Source organism: Acinetobacter sp. YH16056_T (assembly GCF_024605895.1).
GTDB lineage: Bacteria > Pseudomonadota > Gammaproteobacteria > Pseudomonadales > Moraxellaceae > Acinetobacter > Acinetobacter amyesii.
This window is the reverse complement of the sequence record NZ_CP094545.1, coordinates 71,942-89,394: the sequence shown is the minus strand read 5'-3', so window position 1 is coordinate 89,394 and position 17,453 is coordinate 71,942. Positions and strand designations below refer to the sequence as shown.

Sequence of the window (17,453 nt, the reverse complement as noted above, 5' to 3'; positions counted from 1 at the left end):
TTTAAAAAATATTTGTAGTCTTATTTATATATCCTTCTACATGTTTTTTAAAAAAATACAATAACTTAATCTTATTTTCAATTTTAACGATCTCTTCCAAATTATTAAATATAATAAATACTTTATTATATTCATAAAACTCCTCAAAAGACTTTAATATCCGCTCATGCTCTGTTTTTTCAACATTTTCAGCATCAATTAACAACTCTTCATATAGCTTTTCACCCGGACGTAAACCTGTAAATTGTACCTCAATATCACCTATACCATTTTCATCGATTGCTCGAAAACCACTCAAACGAATCATTTGTTTAGCTAAGTCTATTATTTTAACTGGCTCGCCCATATCAAGCAGAAATACATCACCACCTGTCCCCATCGCACCTGCTTGAATCACGAGCTGAGCTGCTTCAGGAATCGTCATAAAATAACGCGTAACTTCTGGGTGCGTTACTGTAACAGGCCCGCCTTGAGCAATCTGCTTTTTAAACAAAGGGACGACAGAACCTGACGAACCAAGTACATTACCAAAGCGTACAATACTGATTTGCGTTTTTGGATTCGTCGACGCTAGGCCCTGACAATACAATTCTGCCATGCGTTTAGACGCCCCCATCACATTGGTTGGACGTACCGCTTTATCGGTTGAAATTAAAACAAAAGTTTCAACATTTTGATTCACCGCTGCATCTACACTACGCTGTGTGCCAATGGACGTATTATAAATACCTTCAAATGGGTTTGCTTCAACAAGTGGTACATGTTTATAAGCTGCGGCATGATAAACTGTTTGCACTTTGTACTCTTGAATAATACGTTCTAATTTTTGCTGATTGGTGACAGAACCTAGCACTGGAATAATTTGTATATCAGAAGCCTGCAATTCACGATCAATTGAATACAAAGCAAATTCAGACATTTCAAACAGCACCAGCAATTTCGGCTGATGCTTCACAATCTGACGACATAACTCAGAGCCGATCGACCCCCCTGCTCCTGTCACCATGACCACTTTATTTTTAATATTTTTTTCTAACAGTTCAGGTTTCGGCGGTACAGGATCACGCCCTAATAAGTCAATAATATCCACTTCGCGAATATCTGAAACTTGGACTTGCCCATCCACCAGTTGCGTTACCCCTGGCAGCTCCATAATTTTGACATCTGCCGAATCAAAAGATTCAATGATCTCTTTTTTACGGGTTCGACCTACAGAAGGCATTGCCAGCAAAACTTCTTCAATGCCAAATTTTCCAAGTTTCGCTTGCGCTTTTTTGGGTGAATAAATTTTTAAACCGCTCAGCGACTGTCCATGTAAAGAACGTTTATCGTCAATAAAACACACGGGTAAATAGTCATCTGAACGGTTTAAAGCGGCGGCAATTTGCTGGCCTGCCAGCCCTGCGCCATAAATTGCCACGCGTTTACGACTTTGCTTTTTGGCAAAAGTTTTAAGAGTAGCGTAGCGAATGACGGCACGGCTCCACCACATGTATGAAAACAGCATAAAGCCATACATCAGCGGAATACTCATGGGAATAAATGCGACATTGAGTTTTTTAATCGTATACAAGGCCACGATTTGAATAAATGTCCCAATTAATATCCGCAGTAAGTAGTCTTCATTAAATGAACGGACAATTGCGCGGTAAATCCCAAGTAAAGCAAAAATAGCAATGCCAAAAAGACCGACATAGATATACCAAGCGTCTAAGCCTTGCATGACCTGTACATTCGGACGCGCCAAACGAATGGCATACGCCAGCCACATCATCAACGGTAAAACACAGATATCCATCAACACCAAAACAATTTGCTTTTGGCGACGCGGTAATGATGCTATAGATCGGATAATGTCTTTCACAACGTGCTCGAATCAGGTCAAAGGAATATTCGCGCCTAATATTATACGCGCTTTTCAGGTTTAGATTTTTGCAATGACTTGCGTAATAGCATCCACTGTTTTTTGTAGGCTGGCATCCGACAATGTTGGATGTACAAGGAACATCAAACTGCTTTCACCGAGTTGTTTTGCATTTGACAATGATTGTTTTGGACGCCAAGCTGTGCCATCAAAGGCTTTTTCTAAATACACTTCTGAACATGAACCGCTAAAGCATGGAACAGCTTGAGATGAAATTTCCGCCATGATGCGGTCACGTGACCAGCCTTCTGGCAAAGCATCAACATTGACTTGCACATAGCATTTATAAGCGGCATGTACATAGTCGCTAGATGGTTTCGCTACGGTAAAGTAAGGACTGTTTTCAAATACGGCTTGGATGCGCGCCATATTGGCATTACGTTTTGCCGTCCATTCAGGCATTTGTTTGAGTTGTAAACGACCAATCACGGCTTGCATTTCCATCATGCGCCAGTTGGTGCCAAATGAGTCATGCAACCAACGGAAGCCCGGTGGATGTTGCTTGTTATACACGCTATCAAAGTTTTTGCCGTGATCTTTATACGACCACATTGTTTTCCAAAGGCCTTCATCATTGGTGGTGACCATCCCGCCTTCACCGCCTGTGGTCATAATTTTGTCTTGGCAGAATGACCACGCACCAATATGACCAATTGAACCTGCCGATTTACCTTTGTACATAGCGCCATGTGCTTGGGCACAGTCTTCAATTACAAAGATGCCTTTTTCCTCAGCCAACTGCATGATCGGATCCATATCACACATCCAACCTGCCAAATGTACACAAATAATGGCTTTGGTGTTTGGGGTAATCACCGCTTCAATAGTACGGCGTGAGATATTTTGTGAATCCAGTTCAACGTCAGCAAAAATCGGATTGGCACCCGCAGTCACAATTGAGCTTGCTGAAGCTAAGAAAGTCCGTGAGGTGACAATCACGTCATCACCTGTACCAATACCCAAAGCTTTGAGGGCTAAATCAAGTGCCACAGTACCATTGGCAACGGCAACCGCATGCTTGGTTCCTGCAAACTGTGCAAATTCCTTTTCGAATTCACGGCATTCCTGACCTGTCCAATAATTCACTTTATTGGATAATAGGACTTTTGACACCGCATCGGCTTCTGCTTGGGTAAAGCTTGGCCAAGGCTCAAATGCACTGTTTAACATGGAATTTTCCCAGTCTAAAAATCGAGTTTAAAAATCTATTTTGAAGTCACAATTCGGGCAGGATTACCCACCACAGTGACGCCTGCGGGTACACTTTTAGTCACGACAGCACCCATACCCACAATCGCACCTGCACCAATCACTAAAGGCTGATCAGGTGTGCCCTGCTTAATCATTGCACCCGCGCCAATATAGGCATGCGCGTGTATATGAATATTGCCGTTGCATTTTACGCCTGGCGCGAAAGTAACAAAATCCCCAATCACACAATCATGCTCGACATAACTGTATAAATTGGCATGAAAACACTTGCCGATTTTGACATTGGAGCCAATGCTGACAAATGGACTTAAAGCAGAGCCTTCATCGAGCTCAAGCTGATCCATTAGAACTACATTGTCCGCGATGATCGACCAAAGGTGAATGCCATCCATCTCTAAACGCTGGGCGATTTTTTCGCGTACATGACTATTGGCAATCGCGATTTGCACGTATTTTGTCGATGCAAATTCATTGAGAAATGCTTGGTAATTCATGGCACGATGACCATTGACCGAAGCAATGTCTGTTAACGCATCATCGATAAAGATAATTTCGGACGCATCACCTTGACGTGCCAATTGCTGACGCGCGACAGGCATTAAACTGCGCCCGCAACCTGAAGCGCCATAAATTGCATAGAGCTTAGTCATCTTTAGGCTCCGAAGTACCCGTAAATTTACTCATGGTCGCTTCACCTTCGGCACTAATATCATCTTTAGACAATACTTTCTGCACCGTTTTCAGCATGATTTTAAAATCGAGCCATAATGAACGGTTTTCGACATACCATGTGTCTAGCTCAAATTTCTTTTCCCATGAAATGGCATTACGACCATTCACTTGCGCATACCCTGTGATGCCCGGACGCACGTTATGACGTTTGGCTTGTTGCTCATTATAGAGGGGTAAATATTCCATCAGCAGTGGTCGTGGTCCGACAATACTCATCTCCCCTTTAATCACATTCCACAGTTCAGGCATTTCATCCAAACTGCTGGAACGCAGCATTTGACCAAAGGGTGTTAAACGCTCACTGTCGGGCAAGGAATCACCTTGTGTATCAACCGCATCTTTCATACTGCGGAATTTGATCATTTCAAAAGGTTTGCCATTGAGCCCCGGACGCACCTGACGGAACAACACGGGTGAACCCAAATTTTTTCGCACCTTATATGCCACAAAAGCATATACAGGAGACAGCAGCACTAGCGCAGATGATGCAATCACAATATCCAATAAGCGCTTTAACATGGTTCACTCTTGAGGTTAGATAAAAATGGCGGAGTCAATATTCATTTCTAGCAATGATTATACCCTGTCCAAAGCCATCAGATTTGTAAAATATTTCAACATCACAGGGATTCAAGTATTCCCCATTCTAAAAGCAGCCAAACCATATAGCCGTTTAGAGATCTGTCCAACGACGATTAACTGCATGACCCGGATTATTCATGCTGATCACCTTCGCATAGTTTCCCACCGCAGTTGCATTTTCAGGAATATCTTTTGTCACAACGCTTCCTGCACCTATAGTGGCATTCTTGCCAATTTTGACATGCTCAATGATGCAGACATTGGGCCCAATATAAACATTATCGCCAATTTCTGCAGCTTGACGGCCGCCATTTGCACCAATGGTGGTAAATTGCGATAAGTTTACATTATTGCCAATCACAGTCGTAGGGTTAACAACTAGCGGCCCGCCATGCCCAATAAACAAGCCATATCCAATTTGAGTTGTGGTATGAATATCTATGCCGTACTGCTTTTTTTTATAATAATAAATAGGATAAGCCAGTTTTGCCCACACACTTTGCGCGCTGGCTAAACGCAGCCAAAATGAAAAATTAAAACCGCGATTGAAAAAATAAGTTTTCAAAAAGGTTTTCAAACTGACATGACCGGTATAACGGTATAAATCACTTTTTATATATTTTAAGGTCATCTAGATCGTCTCTAAAATTGGGTAAATCGCCTTTAATGAATATCCATTTCAGCCATCATGTGCTTATTCACTTGATGCACATCATATTTATTCAGCGCAATTTCTCGCGAACGCTGTCCCATATACTCAATCAGTTTTGGATCTTCAATAAAATACTGCATGCTTTGCACCAAATCATCTACAGACTTCACTCCAACCAAATAACCATTCACACCGTGCGATACCGTTTCACGACAACCTGGTGCATCAGTGGTAATAATCGCCCGTCCCATAGCCATTGCCTCTAATACCGTACGTGGCGTGCCTTCACGATAAGATGGCAACACATACACGGAACTTTCCGCAATTGCAGGACGGACATCACTGAGCTTGCCCCAATATTTGAGGCGACCATCTGCAATCCATGTATCGAGTTCAGATTGCGAGATAGCAGATGGATTATCATCAATCCAACCGACCAATTGAAATTCCGCTTCAGGATGCTTTTCTTTGATGATACGTGCCGATTCAGCATATTCACGTACGCCTTTATCACCCAAAAGGCGTGCAATGAGTAAGAATGAGGCTTTGACCTGCCCTTGTTCATTTTTGGGTAAAGGCATGACATCAAAGTCTTGCACATTCACCCCTGAACCATTCACCACCACCGTTGGTTTATTGGCATCAAGCAAATGCATGTCTTGGAATAGCTTTAAATCGTCTGGGTTTTGAAAAAAGACTTTATCGCTACGTTTGAGCGCTTGGGCATATAAGCCATGCACCAGCTTTTGAAACAGACTACGCTTGCCAGATTCCACATTTTGAAAGGCATAGCCCAGACCTGTAATTAAAGCAAAACGATGCGGTACTTTCGCAAGCCAAGCCGCAAGCGTACCGTAAATAACCGGTTTAATGGTATAGGACAGCACATAGTCAGGCTGAATTTGACGAATTTGCTGATAGAGATGTTTTAATAATTTAAAATCAGCCAATGGATTAGTGCCCGTGCGCTGCATTGGAATCTCATGCAGATGATAGCCAAGGGCTTGCAGTTTTTGCTGTTCTTCAGGAAAGTTTGCAAACTCAGGCGCCATAACGTGAATTTCATAGCCTTGCGCATGAATGGCTTCCAATAGTTTCCCGCGGAAATTTAAAACAGAAGGCAAAAAACTGCTGATCATTAAAAACTTCATGCCTGTTGGCTCCACACCTGCATATATTGACGGCTGACAGTTTCAATACTGAAATTCTGTTCTACCCGTTCACGCGTCGCCTGTTTTAAGCTTTGTTTTTCTGCTTCAGATTTTTGTGTATAGGCTAAAATCGCATCTACCAAAGCTTGCGCGTTACGTGGTGGAACGATACTTCCTAAATCTTGCACAATATATTTGGCATCGCCAACATCGGTACTAATACACGGCAAACCTGATGCCATGGCTTCGACCAATACATTCGGAAAACCTTCGGTAATTGAGGTCATGAGGAATGCATCAATGGATTGATAAAAAGCAGGCATGTCCGAGATTTGATCAAGCAAATGCACTTTTTGAGTATCTAACTGATACTGCTCAAATAAAGCTTTCACTTCCACGTTATCTAAGCTTGCACCACTACCTGCGACTTTAAAGATGATGTTTTTATCTTTCAGTAAACCCATGGTTTCAAACAAATACGGATAACCTTTGGCGGTGTGATAACGTCCTGCAAAACCAATCACGGTTGGTTCATTTAACTGTAAATTTGGCTGAAACTTATCGAGAAAAACACCATTGGCAATCACTTGGCTATTGCCATTTTTAAAGCCGAAGGCCTGATGCTGCTGCATAGACGAATGCGCACAATAAATAATAGCACTAGGTTGCTGTGACAGCATTTTGCTTATGCCCAAGGCAATCTTGGTGCTGATTGATTCATCTTTAGGAGAAGCAAGAGAATGATGAATACCCCATACGACCTTTGGTTTTTTCGCTAAACCAATAACACTGAGACTGGTCAACACATTGGCATGGTACATCCAGCATTGCACCGTTGCAGGCTGCAGCTTTTTGAGTAATGCACGCAGCTTACTCACCGTACCCAGTGTGTTTATGCCATTCCAACCCAGTGCATAATGCGCCTGACAACGATCTAAAGTACTTTGATAAACCTCAGAGGTTTTCATCAATGCAATAACTACATGCTGATAGTCATGTTCAGTTTGCTGGATTAAGCGAGCCAGCATCATCTCAGCACCACCCACGCCTGCAAAGTTGGTAATCACATGTAGCATTAATGGTTTGCTCATGTTGCTGACTCCATCATATGGAAATACTGCTTAAGTACGGTTTGCTTATGAAACTGCTGAATATGCATTTCAAAATCAACATTTTGATATTGCACATAATCTGCAAAAATTGCTTGTTGCATGGCTTGAGTTAAAACTACCTGATCATTGCATTCAACCAATAAACCAAACTTGGAGTTTTCTAAAATTTCCATTGGCCCGCTTGGACAGTTGGTACTCACTACTTTGACTTTAGAAGCTAAGGCCTGAATGAGAACGCCCGGTAAACCCTCCCAATTGGAGCTTAAAACAAATAGCGATGCATATTTAAAATAAGCATATGGATTTGAATCAAAGCCCGGCAAATCCACCACGTCTTTTAAACCCAAGTCAGCAACTAGAGCCTCAAACTCTGCACGCAGTTCGCCCTCACCTAAAATCAATAATCGAGTTTCAGGATGTTGATCATGCAAGGCTTTAAAAGAGCGAATCAGAAAACCAAAGTTCTTTGCTTCAGTGAGACGCCCCACTGCCAAAATCACTTTATGGTCATCGTTCAAAAATTTGTGTGTGACTGGCGCTTTAAGCTTTTCAAAATAGGCATCGTCCAATACAGGGTTATAAATCGTGCTCAGATTATTATTTTTATAGCCATAATATTCACGAAAATCGGCTTCAACCCCTTTAGAGACGCAGACCACCTGCTGTGCCATGGGGTAGGTCCAATTCACCAAAGTTTTCAGCACAAATTTAGCCACACCTTGCAACTTCATATTTTTGGACGGTGTCGATACTTCACGGAAGATCAATCGCGTTGCAACACCTGCAAGCTTTTTTGCAATGCCTGCCACAATATTGGTATGGGTTTGCGTTGCAACCAAGCAGTCGTATTGCTCAGCTTTCATTTTTATTTTTAAAGGCGTGATGCTATTCATCACCCGACCACAATTAAAATTGACCAATTCAATTTTCGGGCTGACTTCGGGTAACAGTTTGGCTTTGTCGCCATTCAGATCACATACGCCTAAATGAATTTTGAGTCCTTGTTCAGCAAAGCTGTTCGCCAGTTGAATGACCGTACGTTCTGCACCGCCACCACCCAAGCTTGGCAAAAAGAACATGACTTTATTCAACATAATCAGACCTAAATTTTATGAAATGGGAGAATATTAAAGGTGGTTTTTTGAGGCTTGAATCGCCATGGCACGTTCCACGCGCTCGCGATAATCCGTAATGCCAACCAAGTCGCTATCACTGGCACAGGTACTTTGAATTTTGGATTGATAATCGGAAAAACTAGATACCACTTTAGCAGGTACACCAATCGCCACGCTATGATCCGGAATATCTTTGGTCACCACCGAACCTGTACCAATCACCACATTGGAGCCAATGGTCACTCCCGGCATAATAATGCTATTCACTCCAATAAACACATGCGAACCCACCTGAATTGGCGCAAAGCGTTGATAGCGCTTCCCTTGCTCATCTTTGACTAGACAGGTACTGCCATCATGGGTAATAAATTTTACCCCCGAAGTGACCGTCACATGGTCGCCAATACTGACCAAGAACGGTTCTGAGCCCCAACTTTTAATATAGATTCGGCAGTTCTCACCGACTTTCACACCTTTTTTACGTGCATAAGCCACACTGCCCTTCGCCATAAAATAAGCAAGATCATACAGCTGTCGAAAAGCAGAAACCATAAATGCCATACGTATGACCTATGTCAGGATCAGAAAATCAAAAGAAAAAATAAGCTGAATATTTTACGCTGAAAATATGTTTTACGATATGCATAGCACTTTACACAGATTTGATTTTTTTGGCCGGAATACCGACATACACCCCTGATTCAGACAAAGATTTAGACACCAAACTACAGGCGCCAATTACACTGTCATCGGCAATAGTTACACCATCAAGTACCGTAACTCGTGCACCAAGCCAAATATTTTGACCCAAACGCACGCCCTGCTTGGTAATCGCATCTTTCACCAACAGATCAGGCTCACCAAATTTATGGTTGCTGGCAATCAAAATACTTTGCGTACCTATACGGGTGTTATCGCCAATCGTGATACCACCACAGCCATTGATAAAAGACTTAGAATTAATGCTAACGTCTTGACCAATTGACACCTTGCCACCAAAGCATTTGATATAACAGCTTTCACCAATAAAACTGTGATCTGCAATTTCTAAAATTGCACCTTGCTCAACAATTAAACTGACATGATCGCCAATATAGACATTCTTGCCGATCTTGACTTGGCCCTTAATCTCTAGGGTACACGCTTTGCCGAAGTAACGGAATTGTGTGCCAAATGCCATGTTGTACATCACTTTACGGCACTGTGAAGCAAACCAATTCATGTATTTTAAGATTTTAAAAAACATCAGTTTTTGTTTCTCCACACCACATATAAAATGGCAAAGTTATAGAAAATTAATGCCACAGGCACCGCAAGTAACATATACACTTTATCAGCAAAGACTGCATAAAAGCCTGCAAATAAAGCGAACTTAATCATGAGTTCTACGATTTGCAACTTGAATAGCACTTGGCTGTTGCGCTGAGCAATCAAAAAAGCCGAGCTTGGTGGATTACAGAAAATTGCCCAATAGCCCAAAGCTAAAATTTGGAAATAACTCGAAATACCCACCCATTCACTGCCAAAAACCCATAAATATAAAGATTCAGGCAATACAAAGACCAAGGCAAATAACGGCAGTGAAACTAAACTCAGTAGCACACTGGCTTTTAACGCATTCTGGCTTGAGTCCGTATCTTTAAATTTGCGAATAAAAAACTGACGCAGGGTTTGTGAGATCAGATTAATCGGAACACGTAAAGTCCGTTCAACAATGGCATAGAAACCCATCGCCTGTACACCGACAAAATGCGACACCACATAGTAAGGCAAATTATGTGAAAAACTATTCAGCAAGGCATGTGGTGTATTGGCATAGATAAAGTCTTTATAATTTTTAAATGCCTGCCAACTGACTTGATAGAGCTGATGTTTCAGCAGATAAAGTAATACTGCCACAATCATAATGACTGAGCTGACGTTATAACTGTTCACCAAGCTAATTTGCATCACGAGCGGTGAAGAAAGTTGAACAGCCACCACAATGGCACTACGGAAAATATTTAAACCTGCACAGAAATATTCTTTATGTGCAGAAAATTGATAATTATACAGACTTTGAATTAGGGTATTGGCAAGCACACCTGTCGCGACAGCCCCTGCCATTTCAACATTTAAAATAACACTGATGACGATGCCACTCATCACAGCGATTGCTGTTGAGAACACCGCCCCTTCAAAAATCAGACTCTTTTTATCTTGCTCGTCCGCGACTAACAATGCTTGATCAAGACGTAAATTGGCAACCGTGGATAAAATACTGACAATCGCCAATGCAATCCCGTAAGCACCAAAGTCAGCAACAGAATATAGGCGTGTTAAAACAGGAAGTGCGATAAATGTAATTATCGCACCGACCAGTAAACTTAATGTAATCAGTCCAATGGACTGATATTTTGCGAAAAATTTCGCAATCATCTATTCAATATCATTTTAAGTTGTTTACGTACCAACGCATAGCCAACTGAATACCTTCGGCAATTTTAAACTGCGGTGCATAACCCAAATGCTGCTCAATTTTGGCAATGCTGGCTTGTGAATGACGTACATCACCCGCACGGAATTCACGATACACAGGATCACGCTCAAAGCTCACATCGTTTGTCGCAAGCGCTGCCTGAATCGCACGATACAACTCATTCAAAGTTGTGCGGTCACCTAGTGCAACATTATAGACCTGATTTTTTGCTTCATCGCTTTGCGTTGTCGCAGCTAAAATATTCGCTTGCACCACATTTTGAATAAAACAGAAATCTCGACTGGTTTCACCATCACCGTTAATAAACACATCTTCACCAGCAATCATTGATGATGTCCATTTCGGGATCACTGCTGCGTAAGCGCCTTTCGGATCTTGGCGTTGACCAAACACGTTAAAGTAACGTAAGCCAATTGTTTTAAACCCATAAGTTTTCGCAAATACGTCTGCGTATAACTCATTGACGTACTTCGTTACTGCATAGGGTGAAAGTGGTTTACCAATATTTTCTTCTACTTTTGGCAATGCTGGATGGTCACCATAGGTTGAACTGCTGGCCGCATAAGTAAAGCTCGCAACACCTGCATCACGTGCCGCAGTGAGCATATTTAAGAAACCACTAATATTGGTTTCATTGGTGGTGATGGGGTCAGCAATTGAACGCGGTACAGAACCGAGCGCTGCTTCATGTAAGACATAATCCACACCTACACATGCTTTTTGGCAGTCTGCAAACTGTCGAATATCGCCTTCAATAAAACGGAAATTCGCCCATTGCTCAGCAGTCACTAAGCCCTTTACTTCATCCAAATTATACTGATGACCTGTGGCGAAGTTGTCTAAACCCACCACAGTTTGATTGAGCTTGAGTAAAGTTTCTAAAAGGTTTGAGCCGATAAAACCCGCTACACCTGTCACCAACCAAGTTTTAGGTGTCGTTTTTAGGTTGTCACATACCTGTTGATATTGATTCATAATGGTATGTCCTCTTATAGACGAAGGTCAGATTCGGCTTGAGATAACACATATTTCAAGTCATATAGCACATGCTCAGATTTACCTAAAGCACGAATAGCTTGCACGCCCATATCTTTAAATTGATGATGTGCAACCGCCAAAATAACGGCATCATATTTGCCATTTTCTAAGTTTGAAATTGGGCGAATACCATATTCATGCTCAGCCTCAGATGCATCTACCCAAGGGTCATAAACATCAATTTGAGTATGATATTCCTTGAGTTCATTGACGATATCAATAATGCGGGTATTACGAATATCTGGGCAGTTTTCTTTAAAGCTTAAGCCTAAAATCAGTACTTTGGCATCTTCAACTTGAATGCGTTTTTTCAACATGGCTTTAACCAGTTGAGTCACGACATAAGCACCCATACCATCATTTAAACGGCGACCCGCTAAAATAATTTCAGGGTGATAACCAATGGCTTGAGCCTTATGGGTTAAATAGTACGGATCAACACCGATGCAGTGACCACCGACTAAACCCGGACGGAACGGCAAAAAATTCCACTTCGTGCCTGCAGCTTGCAAGACGGCTTCTGTATCGATGCCCATTTTATTAAAAATAAGCGCCAATTCATTAATTAAGGCAATATTCACATCGCGCTGTGTGTTTTCAATCACTTTCGCGGCTTCTGCCACTTTAATACTTGCGGCTTTATGTGTGCCTGCTTCAATAATCAAGTTATAGACTTGATCAACATAATCAGCCACTTCAGGTGTTGAACCCGAAGTGATTTTTAAAATATTGGTGACACGGTGCAGTTTATCGCCCGGGTTAATACGCTCTGGGCTATAACCTGCATAAAAATCCTGATTGAATTTTAATCCTGAATTTTTTTCTAAAACTGGAATACATACTTCTTCAGTTGCACCAGGATAAACCGTTGATTCATAGACAACCACATCGCCTTTTTTCAATACTTTAGCGATACTTTCGGATGCTTTAATCAAAGGAGTCAGGTTGGGTTGCTTAAATTCATCGATCGGGGTTGGCACTGTCACAATAAAGAAATTACAGTCTGCTAACTGCTCTAAGTTCGTGGTGTAGCTTAAATGCGTTGCTTGCTTTAATTCTTCTGGTGAAACTTCTAAAGTATGATCTTGTCCGCTCTGTAGCTCATCAATACGCTTCTGATGAATATCAAAACCCACAACGGGAACTTTTTTTCCAAACTCAACAGCTAGCGGTAAACCGACATAACCTAATCCGATTATGGCAATTTTTAATTCGGAGAGTTGTAACATACTGAAGCCCATGTCATCGATGAATTATCAATCATCGTTATGTTGTAAATAGCGTTAAATTATATCAGAAAATCAAATTTCGATTGTGTAATGATGTTCTATGAGGACTGTAATTTTAATCAAAAATATTTATAGGATTAAACAATTCACCCTATAAAACCAACTTTGTATATTTAAAAAAATTCAAATAACAATAAGATCTTTAAAAAGATATTCATCCATGCAAGTCTTGATTAAACTTACGATTTAAAACAAATGTAAAGCTATATTCTACAAGGTGAATAGTATAAACTTAACATTCTAAAATGAGTAATTTGGGTACTTAAACCCGTATTTCAATGATTCAAATATTTTATAAATAGGATTTGTATTCGAGTGAGTTACTATCGTTATAGTTGTATGTTAGCTTTGAGTCTAAGTATGACGGGTTGTGCCATTACTTCAGGCTTACAAACCTATGACCTTCCTAAAGAAGGCACATTTCAGACTGATTTAGGCTCGACAGTCAATGTTATTAAACTAACTCAAGAAAATTTAGTTGCTGTTCAACCCGCCCAAGTAAATCAGCAAAATTTTGCCCATCTGTTCAATCAACAACAAAAAAGTTATCGTTTAAATCCGGGTGATATTTTATCTATTTATTTATGGGCATACCCTGAAATTACACCACCCACAAATACAATTAACAATCAAGATGCCATTATTTCTAATGGCTACCAAATTGATCAAAGTGGCTATATCCAATTTCCAATTATTGGCCGATATAAAGCTGCAGGAAAATCGCTGACACAAGTCAATCAGGAATTACGCAGCCAACTTGCTCGTTACTTAAAAACCCCAGATGTGATTGTTCGCGTACTTTCCTACCAAGGACAACGTTTTTCGGTTCAAGGTAATGTAATGAAAGGTGGTCAGTTTAATCTAACCGATCAGCCGACAAGTATTTATACTGCTTTAGGTATGGCGGGCGGAGTAAATAGTCAATTTGGTGACAATGCATCTTTAACCTTAGTTAGAAATGGTCAAAGTTATGTACTCAATAGTATTGAACTTGAAAAAGCTGGATATTCTTTACACAACTTACTCATCAAACCGAATGACACAATTTATGTCAACTCCCGTGAAAACCAAAAAATTTATGTGATGGGAGAGTCTGGAAAAAACCAATCTTTACCCATGCGTGAACAAGGCATGAGCCTCAGTGATGTCCTGGGGGAAAGTCTAGGGATTAACTCACTTTCAGCGAGTCGAGGTAAAATATACGTTGTGCGTAGCGATATGAATAGCCCAATGACTGAAATTTACCATTTAGATTTGACCAGTATCGGTGATTTTGGTCTCGCAAACCAGTTCAAAATGCGTAGCAATGATATTGTGTATGTTGATGCATCCGGTTTAGCTCGTTGGCAGCGTGTGATCAATCAAGTGATTCCTTTCTCAAATATGATCTATAACATGGACAGATTGGGCCAATAATGTTATTTAAAAATATTTTGGTGGTCTGTGTAGGTAATATTTGCCGAAGCCCGATGGCAGAATATCTCCTAAAAAAAGCTCATCCCGATCTGAATATTTATTCAGCGGGAATCTCAGGTATGATTGGACATGCAGCAGATGAAAAAGCTCAATACTGTATGCAAAAAATTGGCATCGATATGAGTGGACATATTGCCCAAAAATTAAATGCTGAACTGATCAAAAAATCAGATTTAATTTTGGTCATGAGTTCAAATCAACAAAAGCATATTGAACAGACATGGCCATTTGCAAAGGGAAAGACTTTTCGTTTAGGTCATTGGCAAGGTAAAAATGTGCCTGACCCATATCAGCACGATCAAGCTTTTTTTGACCAGACCTCAGAACTGATCCAATCTTGCGTTGCGGATTGGACTAAACATATTTAACTTTTGATGTACGATTATGAGCCAAAATACCAATACAGAAGATACAATTGATTTAAAAGAATTATTTTTCTCTCTGATTGCACAGTGGAAGTTAATTGCTTTATGTGTAATTTTAAGTCTCGTTTGTGCCCTGCTTTATTTAAGAACCACGCCTGATACCTACGCAGTAAATGCACTGGTACAGGTTGAGGAAAGTAAAGGAACTTCAGCAGCACTCTTGGGTGATCTATCAAGCATGATTGATCAAAAACAACCTGCCCAAGCAGAAATTGAGATTCTTAAATCACGTTTAGTTCTTGGTAATGTCATTCAGAGTTTACATCTCGACCTAAAAATTTCCGGTACAGAAAATTCTTTCACTGATCGCTTATTTTCCCCGCATGAATATGTCACAGAATATAAAAATAAATCAGTAACTTTTAAAGACGATGAAAAAAGTTTTGAAGTCCGTCAATTTAATGTGCCTAACGTATATCGTGATAAAGACCTCAGTTTAAGCTTCGAAGATAATCTCATTACACTGATAGATACCGAAACTGAAGAAAAAATTCTGACTGCGAAGCTCAATCAAGCGAATTCATTACGTACCACTGATGGATCGTGGGATATTTCGATTTTTACCCGCGACAAGTTAAAAGATCACTACCTAATTCAAAAGCAATCTTTACCTGCTGCAGTTGATAATATTTTAGAGAATTTTTCGGTTGCTGAAAAAGGGAAAATGACCGGTGTCCTTGGATTAAATTATCAGGGTCAAGATAAAGAACATATTACCCAAGTACTCAATTCAATTTTAGCAGCCTATAGCCAGCAAAATATTGAACGCCGTTCAGCTGAAAGCGCGCAGACCTTAAAGTTTTTGGATGAGCAACTACCTGAACTAAAACAACAACTGGATGTTGCGGAACGCGAATTTAACAAATTCCGTCAAGAGTTTAATACGGTAGATGTCACTAAAGAGTCTGAGTTGTATTTAACTCAAAGTATTACACTCGAAACCCAAAAAGCACAGCTTGAACAAAAAGTAGCTGAGGCGTCTGCAAAATACACCAGCGAACACCCAGTGATGCAGCAAATGAATGCACAATTGGGGGCAATTAATAGCAAAATTGCTGAACTAAATGCCACATTAAAAAAACTTCCAGATTTACAACGCCGCTATTTACAGCTTTATCGTGAAGTTGAAGTGAAACAGCAACTCTATACCGCTCTACTCAACTCTTACCAACAACTCCGTATTGCAAAAGCAGGGGAAATTGGTAATGTCCGCATCGTTGATACTGCAGTAGAGCCAATTGAACCTATTAAACCTAAAAAGTTAATTGTCCTTATACTCTCGCTATTTGTCGGTGGCTTTATTGGTGTACTCATTGCTCTTGTTCGCAATATGCTTCGCTCAGGAATTAAAGATTCTTCAGAAATTGAAAATAATCTGGATCTTCCGGTTTATGCCACTGTGCCACGTTCCCCTGTTCAAGAAAGTCGCATCAAGTTACTGAAGAAGAAAAAGACCATTCCTGTACTTGCGGTTAAAAATAGCGATGATATTGCAATTGAAAGCCTGCGCAGTATGCGTACTGCCATTCACTTTGCACTGACATCTGCAAAAAATAACCTGATCATGATTTCGGGGCCAGCACCAGAAGTTGGTAAATCGTTTATTTCAACCAATTTAGCTACGATTCTTGCGCAAAGCGATAAACGTGTTTTAATTATTGATGCCGATTTACGTCGTGGTTATTTGAACAAATACTTCAATCATGACAACCAACCAGGTCTTTCTGAGTATTTAAATGGCCAGCGTGATCTAGACAGCATCATTAAAACCACTGAAATTCCAAATTTGAGTGTGATTACTCGTGGTAAAAGCCCTTCTAATCCATCTGAGCTTTTAAGTTCTGGTAAATTCAAAGAATTCTTAGATTTGATTTCACCGATGTTTGATCATGTGATCATTGATACCCCTCCTGTACTTGCGGTGACAGACGGTATCATTATTTCGCAATATGCTGGTGTGAATTTGGTGATTGCTCGTTATGCGAAAACTCAGTTGAAAGAACTAGAGTTAACCGTGAACCGCTTTGAACAAGTGGGTGTGAAGGTCAATGGTATTATTCTAAACGACATTCAACGTAGCTCAGCTGGTTATGGTTATGGTTATGGTTATGGCTATAACTATTCTTATGGTTATAAAGCTTCAAAAGACCAAGACTAATTCAAGCCTATTCAAAAAAGCCACCGAATACGGTGGCTTTTTTTATTTTCGAAATTTATGTTGCATGCATCTTTCTGTATAAAAAATGTTTTATATATTCATACCGTT

16 protein-coding genes are annotated in these 17,453 nt (G+C 40.5%); 3 read left to right on the top strand and 13 right to left on the bottom strand.

Annotated elements, in window-relative coordinates:
• Position 1: 1 nt before the first annotated feature.
• The 13 genes from MST17_RS00405 to tviB all read right to left on the bottom strand — a co-directional run bounded on the left by MST17_RS00405 (position 2) and on the right by tviB (position 13,226).
• On the bottom strand, positions 2–1,864 hold the full coding sequence (locus MST17_RS00405) for a nucleoside-diphosphate sugar epimerase/dehydratase (RefSeq protein ID WP_180026189.1): 1,863 nt from the start codon (positions 1,862–1,864) through the stop codon (positions 2–4).
• A 60-nt stretch (positions 1,865–1,924) separates the two neighbouring features.
• Positions 1,925–3,094, bottom strand: a complete 1,170-nt coding sequence (locus MST17_RS00400) for a DegT/DnrJ/EryC1/StrS aminotransferase family protein (RefSeq protein WP_180026190.1) — start codon at positions 3,092–3,094, stop codon at positions 1,925–1,927.
• Positions 3,095–3,129: 35 nt separating this feature from the next.
• Positions 3,130–3,786, bottom strand: coding sequence for a NeuD/PglB/VioB family sugar acetyltransferase (locus MST17_RS00395; RefSeq protein WP_180026191.1), 657 nt, complete (start codon positions 3,784–3,786; stop codon positions 3,130–3,132).
• Positions 3,779–4,387 carry a sugar transferase gene (locus MST17_RS00390; protein ID WP_180026192.1) on the bottom strand — a complete coding sequence of 203 codons (609 nt, stop codon included), beginning with the start codon at positions 4,385–4,387 and terminating at the stop codon, positions 3,779–3,781. Before MST17_RS00390 ends, MST17_RS00395 begins: the two co-directional genes overlap by 8 nt.
• 154 nt (positions 4,388–4,541) lie before the next feature.
• Positions 4,542–5,081 (bottom strand): serine O-acetyltransferase, encoded by a 540-nt coding sequence (locus tag MST17_RS00385; protein ID WP_180026193.1) that lies wholly within the window; start codon positions 5,079–5,081, stop codon positions 4,542–4,544.
• Between the two features lie 32 nt (positions 5,082–5,113).
• The gene (locus tag MST17_RS00380) at positions 5,114–6,253 is read right to left on the bottom strand and encodes a glycosyltransferase family 4 protein (RefSeq protein ID WP_180026194.1); all 1,140 of its coding nucleotides are present in this window, start codon (positions 6,251–6,253) and stop codon (positions 5,114–5,116) included.
• Complete coding sequence (locus tag MST17_RS00375; RefSeq protein ID WP_180026195.1) at positions 6,250–7,344, bottom strand: glycosyltransferase; 1,095 nt, start codon at positions 7,342–7,344, stop codon at positions 6,250–6,252. The genes MST17_RS00380 and MST17_RS00375 overlap by 4 nt, the downstream gene beginning before the upstream one ends.
• Positions 7,341–8,459: a glycosyltransferase gene (locus MST17_RS00370; RefSeq protein WP_180026196.1), complete on the bottom strand. Its 1,119-nt coding sequence runs from the start codon at positions 8,457–8,459 to the stop codon at positions 7,341–7,343. The genes MST17_RS00375 and MST17_RS00370 overlap by 4 nt, the downstream gene beginning before the upstream one ends.
• Before the next feature lie 33 nt (positions 8,460–8,492).
• Positions 8,493–9,041 carry an acyltransferase gene (locus MST17_RS00365; RefSeq protein ID WP_180026197.1) on the bottom strand — a complete coding sequence of 183 codons (549 nt, stop codon included), beginning with the start codon at positions 9,039–9,041 and terminating at the stop codon, positions 8,493–8,495.
• A gap of 91 nt (positions 9,042–9,132) precedes the next feature.
• Positions 9,133–9,726, bottom strand: coding sequence for a DapH/DapD/GlmU-related protein (locus MST17_RS00360; RefSeq protein ID WP_180026198.1), 594 nt, complete (start codon positions 9,724–9,726; stop codon positions 9,133–9,135).
• Complete coding sequence (locus MST17_RS00355) at positions 9,726–10,898, bottom strand: oligosaccharide flippase family protein (RefSeq protein ID WP_180026199.1); 1,173 nt, start codon at positions 10,896–10,898, stop codon at positions 9,726–9,728. The genes MST17_RS00360 and MST17_RS00355 overlap by 1 nt, the downstream gene beginning before the upstream one ends.
• A gap of 10 nt (positions 10,899–10,908) precedes the next feature.
• Entirely contained in the window at positions 10,909–11,934 is a 1,026-nt protein-coding gene (locus MST17_RS00350; RefSeq protein WP_180026200.1) for an NAD-dependent epimerase/dehydratase family protein, read from the bottom strand.
• Between the two features lie 14 nt (positions 11,935–11,948).
• Positions 11,949–13,226 carry a Vi polysaccharide biosynthesis UDP-N-acetylglucosamine C-6 dehydrogenase TviB gene (gene tviB / locus MST17_RS00345; protein WP_180026201.1) on the bottom strand — a complete coding sequence of 426 codons (1,278 nt, stop codon included), beginning with the start codon at positions 13,224–13,226 and terminating at the stop codon, positions 11,949–11,951.
• Positions 13,227–13,625: 399 nt separating this feature from the next.
• Here tviB and MST17_RS00340 point away from each other — a divergent pair, with 399 nt between their 5' ends.
• Genes MST17_RS00340 through MST17_RS00330 form a run of 3 tightly spaced genes read left to right on the top strand, consistent with a single transcriptional unit; the run spans position 13,626 to position 17,345 of the window.
• Positions 13,626–14,702: a polysaccharide biosynthesis/export family protein gene (locus tag MST17_RS00340; RefSeq protein ID WP_216076663.1), complete on the top strand. Its 1,077-nt coding sequence runs from the start codon at positions 13,626–13,628 to the stop codon at positions 14,700–14,702.
• Entirely contained in the window at positions 14,702–15,130 is a 429-nt protein-coding gene (locus MST17_RS00335) for a low molecular weight protein-tyrosine-phosphatase (protein WP_180026202.1), read from the top strand. The genes MST17_RS00340 and MST17_RS00335 overlap by 1 nt, the downstream gene beginning before the upstream one ends.
• 16 nt (positions 15,131–15,146) lie before the next feature.
• Positions 15,147–17,345 (top strand): polysaccharide biosynthesis tyrosine autokinase, encoded by a 2,199-nt coding sequence (locus tag MST17_RS00330; RefSeq protein WP_180026203.1) that lies wholly within the window; start codon positions 15,147–15,149, stop codon positions 17,343–17,345.
• The last annotated feature ends 108 nt before the right edge of the window (positions 17,346–17,453 follow it).